The sequence below is a fragment of the Blastococcus sp. SYSU DS0753 genome (genome assembly GCF_054051175.1).
Genome location: NZ_JBJHAT010000002.1, coordinates 216,754 through 229,898, shown reverse-complemented (window position 1 = coordinate 229,898; position 13,145 = coordinate 216,754). Strand labels below are relative to the sequence as shown.

At 76.0% G+C, this 13,145-nt stretch carries 15 protein-coding genes; 11 read left to right on the top strand and 4 right to left on the bottom strand.

What is annotated here, in order from left to right; translation table 11 throughout:
- On the top strand, positions 1-783 hold the full coding sequence (gene nagB / locus ACI799_RS03070; protein WP_456612424.1) for a glucosamine-6-phosphate deaminase: 783 nt from the start codon (positions 1-3) through the stop codon (positions 781-783).
- 1 nt (position 784) lies between these two features.
- Here the strand turns inward: nagB and nagA are convergent, their stop codons facing one another.
- Complete coding sequence (nagA, locus tag ACI799_RS03065) at positions 785-1,933, bottom strand: N-acetylglucosamine-6-phosphate deacetylase (RefSeq protein ID WP_456612423.1); 1,149 nt, start codon at positions 1,931-1,933, stop codon at positions 785-787.
- Entirely contained in the window at positions 1,930-3,390 is a 1,461-nt protein-coding gene (locus tag ACI799_RS03060; protein ID WP_456589403.1) for a glycoside hydrolase family 3 protein, read from the bottom strand. The genes nagA and ACI799_RS03060 overlap by 4 nt, the downstream gene beginning before the upstream one ends.
- A gap of 312 nt (positions 3,391-3,702) precedes the next feature.
- Between ACI799_RS03060 and ACI799_RS03055 the strand changes: the two genes are divergently transcribed.
- From ACI799_RS03055 to ACI799_RS03045, 3 genes are all read left to right on the top strand, one after another.
- Positions 3,703-4,002, top strand: a complete 300-nt coding sequence (locus ACI799_RS03055) for a hypothetical protein (RefSeq protein WP_456612422.1) — start codon at positions 3,703-3,705, stop codon at positions 4,000-4,002.
- A 56-nt stretch (positions 4,003-4,058) separates the two neighbouring features.
- Entirely contained in the window at positions 4,059-4,415 is a 357-nt protein-coding gene (locus ACI799_RS03050; RefSeq protein WP_456589405.1) for a LuxR family transcriptional regulator, read from the top strand.
- A 110-nt stretch (positions 4,416-4,525) separates the two neighbouring features.
- Positions 4,526-4,696 carry a hypothetical protein gene (locus ACI799_RS03045; RefSeq protein ID WP_456589406.1) on the top strand — a complete coding sequence of 57 codons (171 nt, stop codon included), beginning with the start codon at positions 4,526-4,528 and terminating at the stop codon, positions 4,694-4,696.
- 9 nt (positions 4,697-4,705) lie between these two features.
- Here ACI799_RS03045 and ACI799_RS03040 read toward each other — a convergent pair whose 3' ends face one another.
- The gene (locus ACI799_RS03040) at positions 4,706-4,864 is read right to left on the bottom strand and encodes a hypothetical protein (RefSeq protein ID WP_456589407.1); all 159 of its coding nucleotides are present in this window, start codon (positions 4,862-4,864) and stop codon (positions 4,706-4,708) included.
- Positions 4,865-4,979: 115 nt separating this feature from the next.
- Here ACI799_RS03040 and mgrA point away from each other — a divergent pair, with 115 nt between their 5' ends.
- The 7 genes from mgrA (at position 4,980) to ACI799_RS03005 (ending at position 11,588) form a co-directional block, all read left to right on the top strand.
- Positions 4,980-6,011 (top strand): L-glyceraldehyde 3-phosphate reductase, encoded by a 1,032-nt coding sequence (gene mgrA, locus ACI799_RS03035; protein ID WP_456589408.1) that lies wholly within the window; start codon positions 4,980-4,982, stop codon positions 6,009-6,011.
- 55 nt (positions 6,012-6,066) lie between these two features.
- Positions 6,067-6,357, top strand: coding sequence for a hypothetical protein (locus tag ACI799_RS03030; RefSeq protein ID WP_456589409.1), 291 nt, complete (start codon positions 6,067-6,069; stop codon positions 6,355-6,357).
- Complete coding sequence (locus tag ACI799_RS03025; protein ID WP_456612421.1) at positions 6,354-7,622, top strand: hypothetical protein; 1,269 nt, start codon at positions 6,354-6,356, stop codon at positions 7,620-7,622. Before ACI799_RS03030 ends, ACI799_RS03025 begins: the two co-directional genes overlap by 4 nt.
- The gene (locus ACI799_RS03020) at positions 7,619-8,203 is read left to right on the top strand and encodes a hypothetical protein (RefSeq protein ID WP_456589411.1); all 585 of its coding nucleotides are present in this window, start codon (positions 7,619-7,621) and stop codon (positions 8,201-8,203) included. Before ACI799_RS03025 ends, ACI799_RS03020 begins: the two co-directional genes overlap by 4 nt.
- On the top strand, positions 8,200-8,790 hold the full coding sequence (locus tag ACI799_RS03015; RefSeq protein ID WP_456612420.1) for a hypothetical protein: 591 nt from the start codon (positions 8,200-8,202) through the stop codon (positions 8,788-8,790). The genes ACI799_RS03020 and ACI799_RS03015 overlap by 4 nt, the downstream gene beginning before the upstream one ends.
- Before the next feature lie 66 nt (positions 8,791-8,856).
- Positions 8,857-10,926, top strand: a complete 2,070-nt coding sequence (locus ACI799_RS03010) for a glycosyltransferase (RefSeq protein WP_456612419.1) — start codon at positions 8,857-8,859, stop codon at positions 10,924-10,926.
- A 47-nt stretch (positions 10,927-10,973) separates the two neighbouring features.
- Positions 10,974-11,588, top strand: coding sequence for a QsdR family transcriptional regulator (locus ACI799_RS03005; protein ID WP_456589414.1), 615 nt, complete (start codon positions 10,974-10,976; stop codon positions 11,586-11,588).
- Between the two features lie 25 nt (positions 11,589-11,613).
- Here the strand turns inward: ACI799_RS03005 and ACI799_RS03000 are convergent, their stop codons facing one another.
- Entirely contained in the window at positions 11,614-13,080 is a 1,467-nt protein-coding gene (locus ACI799_RS03000) for a hypothetical protein (RefSeq protein WP_456612418.1), read from the bottom strand.
- Positions 13,081-13,145 lie beyond the last annotated feature (65 nt).

The window sequence follows — 13,145 nt, the reverse complement described above, 5'->3', positions numbered from 1 at the left end:
ATGGAGGTCGTGATCCTGCCCGGCCCGGACGACGTGGCCCGGGAGGCTGCGGCCCGGGTCGCAGCCGTCGTCCGGAGGCGCCGCGACGCGGTGCTGGGTCTGGCCACCGGGTCCTCGCCGCTCGGTCTCTACGCCGAGCTCGCCCGTCAGGTCGCCGCCGGTGAGCTCGACGTCTCCGGCGTCCGCGGCTTCGCCCTCGACGAGTACGTCGGCCTCCCGCCCGAGCACCCGGAGAGCTACGCCTCGGTCATCCGGCGGACCGTCACCCGGCCGCTGGGGCTGGATCCGGCCCGGGTGCACGTGCCCGACGGCCGCGCGGCCGACCTGGCCGAGGCGGCGGCCGGCTACGAGCGGGCGATCGTCGCGGCCGGCGGCATCGACCTGCAGATCCTCGGCATCGGCACCAACGGGCACATCGGGTTCAACGAGCCGACGTCGTCCATCGCCTCACGCACCCGGGTCAAGACGCTGGCGCCGCGCACCCGCGCCGACAACGCCCGCTTCTTCGCCTCCCCCGACGAGGTGCCGATGCACTGCCTCACCCAGGGGCTGGGCACCATCCTCGAGGCCCGCGAGCTCCTGCTCGTGGCGCAGGGGGAGCGCAAGGCCGACGCCGTCGCCGCGGCGGTGGAGGGCCCGCTGAGCAGCATGTGCCCGGCGTCGGTGCTGCAGCTGCACCCGCGGGCCGCCGTGTTCGTCGACGAGGCGGCGGCCTCCCGGCTGCGCCTGGCCGACTACTACCGCCACACGCACGCCCACAAGCCGGCCGGCTCCGGCGGGTGAGTCAGCGGACCGGACGGCCGGCCGCCCAGACCGCGCGCACCGACCAGTCGTCGTCCAGCACCACGGCGTCGGCCACGGAGCCCGGCGCCAGCCGGCCTATCCGGGAGCCGAGGCCGAGGGCGCGCGCCGGCGTGCGGGTCAGCGCTGTCACGGCGACGACCGGATCCAGCCCGACGTCCGCCACGGCGGTACGCAGCGCACGGTCCAGCGTGAGCGTCGAGCCGGCCAGCGTGTCGGTGCCCGCCAGCACCGCGCGGCCGGCGCGCACCTCGACGTCGGCCCCGCCCAGGCGGTAGCGGCCGTCTCCGGTGCCCGCCGCCGCCATCGCGTCGGAGACCAGGGCCACCCGGGCGGGCGCCCCGGCGAACAGCAGCCCCACGACCGACGGGTGGACGTGGTGCCCGTCGAGCACGACCTCCAGCGTCACCCGGGGGTCGGTGAGCGCGGCGCCGACCGGCCCGGGGGAGCGGTGCCCGAGGCCGGGCATCGCGTTGAAGGCGTGGGTGAGCACCCGGGCGCCCGCGTCGAACGCCCGGGCGGTGCACGCCATGTCGGCCTCGGTGTGCCCGACGGCCACGGTGACCCCGGCCGCGGTGAGGCGGCGCGCGGCGTCGAGCGCACCGGGCAGCTCGGGGGCGATCGTGACGGAGCGCAGCGCGCCGCGGGCGGCGCGCAGCAGCCGCTCGACGACGTCGGGTGCCGGTGGGCGCAGGTGCCCGGGGTCGTGCGCCCCGCACCGGGACGCCGCCAGGAACGGCCCCTCCAGGTGCGCGCCGAGCACCCGCTCGTCGGACCGGGCCAGGTCGGCGATCGCGGCGAGGGAGGCCTCCAGACGCTCCACGGGCGCGGCGACCAGGCTGATCAGCGAGCGGGTCGTGCCGTGGGCGCGGTGCACCTCCAGCGCCCGGCGCATGCCGTCGGGGCCGTCCTCCGCGGTGTACCCGCCGCCGCCGTGGACGTGCAGGTCGACGAACCCGGGGGTCAGCCAGGCGCCGGCCAGGTCGACGACCCGGTCGGCGGCCGGCGCTTCCCCGGTGCCGGCCGCGGCGATCGTGTCGCCCCGGAAGAGCACCCAGAAGCCGTCCACCCGGCCGTCGGCGTCGACCTTCCGGCCGCCGCGCAGCAGCGTCGAGATCCCGCGCCCGGTCACCGGCCGACCAGCGCCTCGGCCGCAGCCCGGGTGCAGGCGCGGGAGGCGCCGTGGACGGCGACGGCCGGCCCGGGCACGAGCGCGAGGTCGTCGGGCATGCCGAGCGCGACGGTGACCGCATCGGGCCGCAGCTGCGCCAGCCGGCGCAGCCAGCGTTCCTGCCACGGGCTCCGGTACGCGTCCCGGACCGCCACGACCAGCGGCCGGCCGGCCGCTGCACCGGCGACCGCGTCGGGGGTGGGGCCGCCGTCCGTGACCGTCACCAGGGCGTCGAGGTGCCCGAGCTCCCGCAACGGGTCGGCCAGGCTCCACCCGGCCGCGCCGACCGCCATGTTCGCCTCCGCCCGCAGCTCGGCCACCAGCGCGGGCGCGGGCAGCTGCCGCAGGTCGCGGGCCCGTCGGGCCGCCCGGGCCGTCCGCACACCGATGTCGGCGGGCGCGTCACCGACGTCGACGGTCGGGGCCGAGGCCAGTTCACGACGCAGCCCGGCCACCCGGCCCGCGGCCTCGTGCAGCCGGTCCTCGGTCAGCGTGCCATCGCGCAGGTGCCCGGCGACCGCCTCGCGGATGGCGGCGCAGTGCTCCTCGCCGTCCTCGGCGCCCACGAGGAGCAGGTCGGCGCCGGCGGCCAGTGACAGCGCCGCGGCGCGTGGGATGCCGTGCGCCGCCCGCACCCCGGCCATGTCGAGCGCATCGGTGACGACCACGCCGCGGAAACCGAGCTCGGTGCGCAGCAGGTCGACCAGCAGGCGGCGGCTCAGCGTGGCGGGGGCCGCGTCGAGGGCAGGGAACACGACGTGCGAGGTCATCACGAGCCGGGCGCCGGCCTCGATCGCCGCGACGAACGGCGGCAGCTCGCGGCGGCGGAACGTCGCCTCGTCCACGTCGACGACCGGGAGGTCCAGGTGCGAGTCGACAGTGGTCGCCCCGTGCCCGGGGAAGTGCTTGGCGGCCGCGGCGACGCCGGTCGACTGCAGGCCGCGCACGTAGGCCGCCCCGTGCCGGGCGACGAGCCCGGGATCGGCGCCGAAGGCGCGCACCCCGATGACCGGGTTGCGGCTGTCGCTGTTGACGTCCACCGACGGCGCCAGGTCGACGTTCACGCCGGCGCGCCGGAGGTCCGCGCCGATGGCCGCGGCGACCCCCGCGGTCACCTCCTCGTCGTCGAGCACGCCGAGGGCCAGGTTGCCCGGGTAGCTGCTGCCGGTCCGGTACTCCAGCCGGGTGACGTCCCCGCCCTCCTCGTCGACGGCGACGAGCGCGTCCGGCCGCGCCGCGCGCACCGCGCCGCCGAGGCGGGCCACCTGCCCGTCGGCGCCACCGGCGGTCAGGTTCTGCCCGTAGAGGCAGACCCCGGCGAGCCCGTCGCCGAGCGCGTCGAGCACCCACCCGGGAACGTCCGGACCGGCGAACCCGGGCATCAGGCAGGCATTCACCAGACTGCCGAGATCGGACATCTCTCCTCGTTCCGCCGCCGGTGGGCCGACCATTCCCGACGCGGTCGGACGTGGAGTGCGGCGCCATTCTGCAGCGCCGCCCCCGTTCTGCCGTCCATTCGGGTGGGGAACGTCGTCGATCATCGCATGCGCGCTCGCGTCCGGTCATTACTCGCAGCCCGCGAGAAATGAGGCGGCGACCGCGGCCGACCTGGCGGGAGAGGCGCGCACCGCACCATTTCCCGCGCCGCGCCGATCGCCTCGGAGTTCCGACGACGGGGGTCACCCGGGAGGCGCCCGGGTCGTCGCTACGCGGGTGTGGACCCGCCCGCGGTGGGTGCGCCGGATCTGGCTGCCGACGGCGGCCCGGCCACCTCCGGGATGATCGCCTCGGTGGCCCGCTCGTTCTGCGGCGCCTGCGACCGCACCCGGCTCACCGCCGACGGGCAGATCCGCAACTGCCTGTCCGCCCGCGAGGAGTCCGACCTGCGCACCGCGATGCGCGACGGCGCCACCGACACCGAGCTCGCCGACCGGTGGCGGATCGCCACCCTGGGCAAGCTGCCCGGCCACGGCATCGACGACCCCAGCTTCCTGCAGCCCACCCGCCCCATGTCCGCGACCGGCGGGTGACGTGGGCGACCAGGCGAGCGCGGTCGCCTTCGGGACGCCGGCGCACGATGGGGCCCGTGGACGACCGACGACCCGTGGACCTGGAACGGCTGGCCGCCGAGCTCCTCGCCGACGCAGCGGCGGGGAAGGCCCAGCGCGCCGCGCGCACCCTGCCGCACCCCGTCGACGGGCTGCGGCAGACCGTGATCGCCCTGGTGCGGGGCCAGCAGCTCGCCGAGCACGAGAGCCCCGGCCCGGCCAGCCTGCTGGTCCTGCGCGGGAAGGTCCGGCTCGTCTCCGGGGAGGACGCCGTGGAGCTGGGCGCGCTGGAGACAGGTCCCATCCCCGATCGCCGGCACAGCCTGCACGCCGACGAGGACAGCGTCGTCCTCCTCAGCGTCGCCGTGCCCCAGCGGGCGCCGACCGGCGGTTGACCCCCCTGGCGGTGCCGGCCGGGAGCCGCCGACGTCAGAGGGGTGCGGCCACGCCGGGCACGGCGCGGGCCGGTCTGGACGATCCGGTCGCCGGGGTGGAGGGTGCGCCCATGACGGAGAACCGCTACGCCATCGGACTGGACGACCTGGAGGCCGGCGTCCGCGTCACTCCCGCCGAGCAGGTGGCCGGGCAGCCGGTGCCGGAACTGCCACCGGTGGACCGGCGCACCGATCAGCTGCCGTACGCCGACGGAGCCGGCGGCGACGCAGACGGGGACTGACCGGCCCGGTCAGACCTTGCTGCTGCCCTTCAACCAGCCGTAGGCGGCGGTGGCCAGGAAGAGCACGACGCCCACGAGCAGCAGCCAGAACAGCCCCTCGATCAGCGCCCCGATGATCGACAGCGCCAGCCAGACGACCAGCAGCAGACCGATCAGGCGCAGCAGCACGGGCACTCCTGGGGTGAGGCGGGGACGGCGCCGCCCAGCCTAGCGGCGGCGACCGCGCCGGACGAGGCTACGGGGCCGGTGGGCGGGGGAGCGGGCGGTCGGACAGGATGCAGCGATGGCCTACTCCGCTGCCGACGACCGCTACGAGTCCATGCCCTACCGCCGCACCGGGCGCAGTGGCCTGGACCTCCCCTCGATCAGCCTGGGCCTCTGGCACAACTTCGGCGACGACGTCCCGTTCGACCGTCAGCGCGCCATCCTCCGCCGGGCGTTCGACCTGGGCATCACGCACTTCGACCTCGCGAACAACTACGGGCCCCCCTACGGCTCGGCCGAGAGCAACTTCGGCCGGCACCTCCGGGACGACTTCCGGCCCTACCGCGACGAGCTGGTCATCAGCACGAAGGCCGGCTACGACATGTGGCCCGGCCCGTACGGCCAGGGCGGCGGCTCGCGGAAGTACGTGCTGAGCAGCCTGGACCAGTCGCTGCGGCGGATGGGCCTGGAGTACGTCGACATCTTCTACAGCCACCGGCCCGACCCCACGACGCCGCTGGAGGAGACGATGGGGGCGCTGGACACCGCCGTCCGTTCCGGGAGGGCCCTCTACGCGGGCATCTCGTCGTACTCGCCGGAGCAGACCCGCCGGGCGGCGGCGATCCTCGCCGACCTGGGGACGCCGCTGCTGATCCACCAGCCGTCCTACTCGATGCTCAACCGCTGGATCGAGCGGGAGGACCTGCTCGACACCCTCGCCGACGTCGGGGCCGGGTGCATCGCCTTCTCGCCGCTGGCGCAGGGCATGCTCACCGACAAGTACCTCGGCGGCGTCCCGGAGGGATCGCGCGCCAGTCAGGGCAAGTCGCTCTCGCCGGACCTGCTCACCGAGCAGGCGCTCACCCACGTCCGGGCGCTCGACGACATGGCGCAGCAGCGCGGGCAGTCGCTGGCCCAGATGGCGCTTGCCTGGGCGCTGCGGGACCAGCGGATGACCACCGTGCTGATCGGGGCCAGCAGCGTGGCGCAGCTGGAGCAGAACGTCGGCGCGCTGGAGAACCTCGGGTTCACCGAGGACGAGCTCGCCGCGATCGACCGGCACGCCGTGGACGCCGGCATCGACCTCTGGGAGGGCCCCCGCACCGCCTGAGCTGCCTGTGGACAACGGATCCGGACCCGAGCCGGATCCGCCTAGGGTCCGCGTCGTGACTGACGGCCTCGAGGTGGAGACCCCGGTCCTGCGCGACGCCGGCCGTGCCCTGCTGGTCGTCTACCGGGAGTTCGACGGCGCACGGGACACGGCGGACGTCGGCAGCGACGTCATCGCGCACGACCGGCTGCGCGACCGGCTGCGGGAGTTCGGCAGCAACTGGGACCATCGGCGGACGGAGATGGCCGGGCTGGTCGAGGGCCTCGGCCAGGCCGCCCAGGACGCCGCCGAGGTGTACGAGCGGATCGAGACCGAGCTGGTCGCCGCCCTGGCCGGTGAGCGGTGAGCCGCCCGCGTGACTGGTCGCCGCTGCGCCCCTCGGACCCGGTCGGCGGCGACCCCGCGGCGATCGCCCGGCTCGCCCGGCGGTACGCCGACACGGCGGCGGCGATCACCACGGCGGCCAGGGCGCTCCGCACCATCCACGACAGCGCGACGACCTGGGAGTCCGACGCCGGCCGGGCCTTCCGCGAGCGGACCGCCGAGGTGGCCGGGACGATCGAGCAGGCCCTCGACCGGTACGAGGGCACGGCGGAGGCGCTCGCCGCCTACGCGCGCACGCTCGACGACGTCCAAGCGGGCGCCGACACGGTCCTCGCGCGCGCCCAGCGGGCCGAGGACGCCCGGGACGCCGCCTGGCGGGCGAGGGAACGCGCCGCGACGCTGCCGGAGCCCGATCCGGTCGCCGAACGCCGGGCGCACGACGATGCCGCGGCCGCCACCGCCGGCATCCGGGCGGCCGACGAGGAGCTCGCGGCGCTGGAGGCCGAGTGGCAGGCGGCGGGGAACGCCGCAGCCGACGCCATCGACGACGTCCTGGGCGCCAGCGACCACCTCGCGGACAGCTTCTGGGACGACGTGCTGGACGTCGTCGCCGTCGTCACGGGCTGGGCCGGGAAGCTCTCGGCGGTCTTCGGGCTCGTCGCGCTCTTCCTGCTGGCCATCCCGGGCCTGCAACCGTTCGCCGCGGCGTTCGCGGGGCTCGCGTTCGTCACCGGGGCCGTCTCCCTGGCGGGGAACACCGTGCTGCACGCGGCGGGCCGGGCGGAGCTGTCGGACATGCTGTGGGACGCGGTGGGCGTGCTCACCTTCGGGGTGGGCCGTGCCTTCGCGCTGGCCGGCCGGGCGGTCGCCACCGGCACCCGCGGGCTGGCCCGCCCCTCGCTGGTGCAGCACCTGCGCGCCTCGGGGATGACCCGCCGGCAGGCCCGGCAGGCGGTGCGGGACCAGGGCGTCCCGGCCGGCGGGTCCGTGCCCGGCGCGCTCACTTCCCGAGCCCGCCGGCCGTCCGGCTGGGTGCCCACCCGCGGGGAGTGGGCCGAGGCCTACCGCCCGTCGGGGCTGTTCCGCGACGTGACCTCCGGTCGCTCCCCGACGGTCCACCCCGCGACCACCGCCGCCCCCGTGGTCCGGACGGGGCAGCGCAGCCAGTTCCTCGCCGACGCCGCGGTGCTCTCCTCGGCCGGTGCCGGGAGCGCCGCCACCGGCCGCGCGATCGGCGAGGAGCTGCGCGGCCACGGACCCCGCACCCCCGTCGGGTCCGGACGGTGACCACGGCGCTCCGCCCCCGGGACTTCACGTTCGCGGTGCCCGGCGACTGGGCGCGGATCCGGGTCCTGGACGAGGCGCGGCGGGATGCCGACGTCCGTCGGATCGCCCGGGCGGTCACCCGGGGCCGGCCCGACCGCGACCGGCTGATGCCGCAGGTGGCGCGCGCGCTGCACGGCGCGGCCGCCGCCCGCAGCGACAGCCACACCGTCGAGGTGCACCTCCCGGTGTTCCAGGACGGCGCCCCGCCGATCGCGTGCGCCCTGGCGGTGGGCGTCGTCCCCCCGCGCCCGGCGGGGGACCGGCCGGGCGCCGCGGAGGCGGCCTTCCTCGCCGCGGGGGGAGCGGGGGCGGCCGCGGAGGTGGTGGAGCTCGCGGCCGGCCCCGTGGCCCGCCTGCGCCGCCGGACGCAGGCACCGGCACCGGACGGCCGGCTGCTCGAGACGGCGGTGGTGCAGTACCAGCACCCGATGCCCGGCGGCGGCTACGTGCTGCTGAGCTTCTCGACGCCGCTGCTGGAGCTGCTCGAGCCGCTGACCGCGCTGTTCGACGCCGTCGCCGGCTCCTTCCGGTGGCTCCCGTGACCGGCGCCGTCCAGGACTGGACCTACCGGGTCGAGCCGTCCGGCGCGGGCTGGGTGTGGCTGCCACGCTCCGGGGCCGTCGCCGCCTGGACGCAGGCGGTCTGCGACGGCCTCGGCGTCCACGGCGCCGCGGCGGGAACGCTCGGCGAACAGGTGCTGTCGCTGGCCACCGCCCTGCGCGAGGGAACCCCCGACCTGGCCGCGCTCTGGATCCCCGATCCCCGGTACGGCGTCCTCGTCAGCCTCCGCGCGGACCGGTACCGGCTCACCACCGGGCTGGCGGAGCTCGCCGAGCAGGAACGCGCCACGGTCGGGCGTGGGCTGGCCCCTCCCGAGGTCGACCTGGTGGCGCTGCCGGCGGGCCCGGCGCTGCGCGTCCGGCGGGTGGAGCGGCAGGCCGGTGGCCCCGGGGACGGGCTGCTCGTCGAGAGCGTCCGGCACCTCGTGGCGCCGCCGGCAGTCGTCGACGTGGCCGCTGTGCCCTCGGCGGTGGAACTGGTTATGGCGTGGACGCTGCTGCACGAGGGGGCCGAGTTCGCGGACATGGCCGATCGGACCGCTGCCCGGCTCCGCGTCACCTCCGGCTGAGCACGCGGGTCGATCTCACCCCTCGGGGGGATGTGCGCGCCGCGGGGAGATGTCGATTCCCTCGGGGTGAGCATCGAACGGGCGGCGCTGGGCCGCCCCAGCGGGACCCGGGACGCCGTTCCGGCGCCGGAGAGCGCCCTGCGGCTCCTCGGCGTGCGCGCCGTGGCCGTCGCCGCCGTCCTGGCGACCGCCGGCTACCTCACCTGGCGGCTGCTGGCCACGCTGCCCGAGGGGCCGGCGCTCTGGCTGGGGGTGCCGTTCCTGGCGCTCGAGGTCTACGGCGGCCTCGCCCTGCTGCTGTTCGTGATGACCACCTGGACCGTCGCCCCGGCGACCGTGCCGGCGCCCCGCCCCGGGCCGCCGCCGTCGGTCACCGTGCTCATCGCCACCTACAACGAGCACCTGGACGTGCTCCTGCCGACCGTCGCCGCCTGCCTGGCGATGGAGGGCGAGCACGAGACCTGGGTGCTCGACGACGGCGACCGGCTCGAGGTGGAGGAGATGGTGACGGCGCTCGGCGCGCGGTACGTCACCCGCCCCGAGCACGACCACGCCAAGGCGGGCAACCTCAACCACGCGCTGGCGCTGGTGCGCACCGACCTCGTCGCGGTGTTCGACGCCGACCACGTCCCCGACCCGGACTTCCTCACCCGCACGCTGCCCTACTTCGCCGACGAGCGGCTGGCGCTGGTGCAGACACCGCAGCACTTCTACAACACCGGCTCGTTCGAGCACCTGCGCCCGGGCGCCGACCTGCACGAGGAGTCGCTCTTCTACCGGGTGATCCAGGCGGGCAAGCACCACGCGGGGGCCGCCTTCTGGTGCGGCACGAACGCGGTCCTGCGCGCCGAGGCGCTGCGCGAGATCGGGGGAGTGGCGACGGAGTCGCTCACCGAGGACTTCCACACGACGATGAAGCTGCACCGCGCCGGCTGGCGGAGCGCGTACCACAACGAGGTGCTCGCCCGCGGGCTCGCGGCCGGCAGCCCGGACGCGTTCTACGCGCAGCGCCGGCGGTGGGGCCGGGGGGCGATGCAGGTGCTGCGGCACGACAACCCGCTCACCGCCACGGGGCTGACGCTGCGGCAGCGGCTGGGCTACCTCTACTCGCTGTCGGCGTGGTTCGACTCGTGGCGGACGCTGGGGCTGGCCCTGGTCCCGGTCGCCGTGCTGGTCACCGGGCTCTTCCCGGTGGATGCACCGCCCGCGCTGTTCGCGGTGATGGCCGGCGTCCCCTTCCTGCTCCAGCAGGCGGCGCTGACGCTGCTGTCGCGCGGGTTCGCCCCGGCGCGCTTCTCGCTGCTGTTCGAGGTCGTCCGGCTGCCCTCCAACCTCGCCGCGACGCTGTCGCTGGTGCTGCGCGGCACGGGCCGGTTCGCGGTCACCGCGAAGGGGCGCACCGGGGAGGAGCGGACCCGCGCTCGGGTGCCCGCGCTGCTGCTCGCACTCGCCGCCGTGCTCGCCGGCAGCCTGCTCCACACGGCCGCGAGCCTGGCCGGCTGGACCCCGATCGAGCTCCGCTGGGGCGGCACCACGCTGGTGCCGGTCCTCTGGGTGAGCGTCACCCTCGGCTTCGTGCTGGCCGGCATCCGGCGGATCCGCGATCCGCGCTTCTCCGCCGAGCGCCGGGACGGTCACCGCTTCCCGGCCGCACTGCCGGCCGTGGTCGACGGGGCGCCCGCGCGGCTCGTCGACGTCTCGCTCGGAGGCGCGCAGCTCCGCGTCCGCGGCGTCGGCGCCTCCGTGGGCGCCGAGGTCGAACTGGCCATCCGCGTGCCCGACCGCGCCGAGCACGTCGTCTTCCGGGCGGTGGTCCGGTCCCGGACCGACGACGTCCACCGGGTGCAGTTCGTCGGGCGGCAGTGGCGCGAGCTGGCCGCGCTGTCGGCGACGGCGTTCGGCGCCGGTGCGGCCCGCTGGGCGGCCGTCGAGGTCACCCCCGTCGGGCTCGCCGCCCCCGTCGACACGGGCGGCCGGGTTCTCGCCGCCCGCGCCGACCCGGACGCGGTGGCCGCGGCGGTGCGCAGCCCGTTCGTCTCAGCGGCCACGCGGCGCCCGGTGGACGACGACACCCGGCCGATCCCGCGGCTGACGCCGGAGCTCGAACGTTCCCTGGCCGGCGCCGACGGTCCATGAGCAGCGGTCCCGGGGACCGCACGCCCGGCTCTGGGACCATTCCGACCGTGGACCGGACCGGGAACCGTCCCGCGCGCACGCGGGTGGACGCGGCCACGGTGATCGCGCTGGCGGCCCGGTGGATCCACTCCGGGCGGCGCATCGACATGGGTGCGCTGGGCGAGGAGATCGGGGTCTCCCGGATGACCCTGCACCGGCACGTCGGCAGCCGCGAGCGACTGGTCGGCGAGGCGGTCTGGTACCTCGCCGAGCGCGGCTGGCAGGCGTGCACGGCCGCGGAGGACGCGCGGCGCACGCCGGGGGACCCGGAGCTCCGCAGCGCGCGGGTCATCCGGGCGTTCAACGCCGGGGTCGTCGGCAGCACCGGCATCCGCACCTTCATCGACAGCGAGCCGGAGTTGGCGTTGCGGGTGCTCACCGATCCCGCGGGGCCGGTGGAGCCCCGCGCGGTGCGGGTCGCGGTGGAGCTGATCGAGAGCGACGAGCGGGCCGGCCGGCTGCGGCCGATCATCGACCGGGAGAGCCTGGCCTACGCCCTGGTCAAGCTGGCCGAGGCGTTCCTCTACGCCGATCTGGTCGCCGGCCGTCCGGTCGCCGTCGAGGCGGCCGACCGCGTGCAGACGGCGCTGTTGGAGGCCGGCTGGGTGCGGCCCGGCGGTTGAGCGCCACCGGGCCGCACCCGTCAGGTCAGCGACGCCCGAAGGCGTAGTCGTCCTGGACCGAGTCGCGGAGCTGCACCGAGATGCGGTCGTTCACCGACGGGAAGCCGGGAACCGTGATCACCTCGGGCTCCCCGCCGCCGCGCGGCCGCACCTCGATGCGGATCGGGCGCAGCCCGCGCGGGCTCGCCGGCAGGTAGGCGTCGACCGCGTTGAGGAACGTGAGCGTGTTGAACGGGAACAGGTCGCCCTTGCTCAGGTCGGTGGCCTGGTCCGGCGCGGTGTACCCGGTCGGCGTCCGCGTGCCGACGTCGGTGAGGAAGAGGGCGTTCACCTCACCGACCCGCCCGAACGTGCCCTCGGTGCTGCTCCGCGGCGTGGTGGCGGGGGTGGTCACGTCCAGCGGGCCGGTGCGGTCGCCGATCACGTCGACGGTGATCTCGTCGGAGTCCGCACCCTGGTCACCCCAGATCTCCCGCGCCCGGATCAGGGCCAGGTTGGTGTGCTCCTCGCTCTTGGGCACGAAGGCCTCGAGGCCCTCGCCGGCGATGCCGCTGTTGAGGCGGACGAAGTGGTCGGACCGGGCGAACGGCGACTGGTAGAAGTGGTGGACCGAGCCGTCGGGCCGGTGGAGCGCGAACTCGTAGCTGTGCCGGCCGTACAGGTCCAGCGGGCCGAAGGACCCGTCACCGGTGATCGGGATCGTCGCCACCGGGTGGGCGGAGGTGTGCCGGCCGGTCCGCGTGCTCACCCGCCACACCTCGAGGGTGGCGCCCTCGAAGCCGAGGTTCTGCGGGAACAGCACGGCGCGTCCGGCGACGGTGACCTCGGCGGGCGGCTCCGGCACGACGTCGGTGGTCGCGGGCGCCGAGCCGGTGAAGAACTCGTAGACGGCGGCGAAGGTCCGCGCCGACGAGGCGGCCTCGGTGTGGCCCTGGTCGGGGTTGTAGAGGTTCGCCACCGCGCCTTCGATCACGCCGACGCTGCCGCGGCGGGGCTCGGGCGGGGAGTACCACTCACCCCAGACCGCCAGCGTCGGGACGCCGCCGGGCGGCGTCTCGGCGCTGCGCCCGTCCAGGTTGGCGTACTTGGCGACCTTCGCCGCCTGCGCCGGCTCGGCCAGGTACGCGTGGCTCACCGTGGTGCCGCGGGAGTGCGCGGCGAGCAGCACCTGCTCGGCGCCGGTCTGCGCCAGCACGGCGTCCAGGAAGGGGTCGAGCTCCGCGATCGCCTGCGTGTTGTCGCTGCCGCTGGTGTCGTACTCGTAGGCGAACAGCAGCTCCTGGGGATAGCCGTTGCTGGTGAACCGCTGGAACTGCGTCTGCCACTGGGCGGCCGAGCCGCTGTTGCCGTGCACGAACACGACCGGCAGGGGTTCGGCCGACGTCGCGTCGGGGTCGGCAGCCGCCGTTCCGGGGACGGCGGTGATCATCAGGGCGCCCAGCAGGACGGCGGCCCAGCGGCTGCGCCGTGGATGTCTCGGTGTGGTCCTCACGCGTGCTCCTCCCGGCGCCGGCGGCGCCCCGCGCGGACGTTACACACGAGTGATCCGTATCACTA

Bases quoted from the DNA above. Each gene is read 5' to 3' on its own strand.
- nagB (WP_456612424.1), top strand. From the start codon at position 1: ATGGAGGTCGTGATCCTGCCCGGCCCGGACGACGTGGCCCGGGAGGCT.
- mgrA (WP_456589408.1), top strand. From the start codon at position 4,980: ATGGCCTACTCCGCTGCCGACGACCGCTACGAGTCCATGCCCTACCGC.
- ACI799_RS03045 (WP_456589406.1), top strand. From the start codon at position 4,526: ATGACGGAGAACCGCTACGCCATCGGACTGGACGACCTGGAGGCCGGC.
- ACI799_RS03060 (WP_456589403.1), bottom strand. From the start codon at position 3,390: ATGTCCGATCTCGGCAGTCTGGTGAATGCCTGCCTGATGCCCGGGTTC.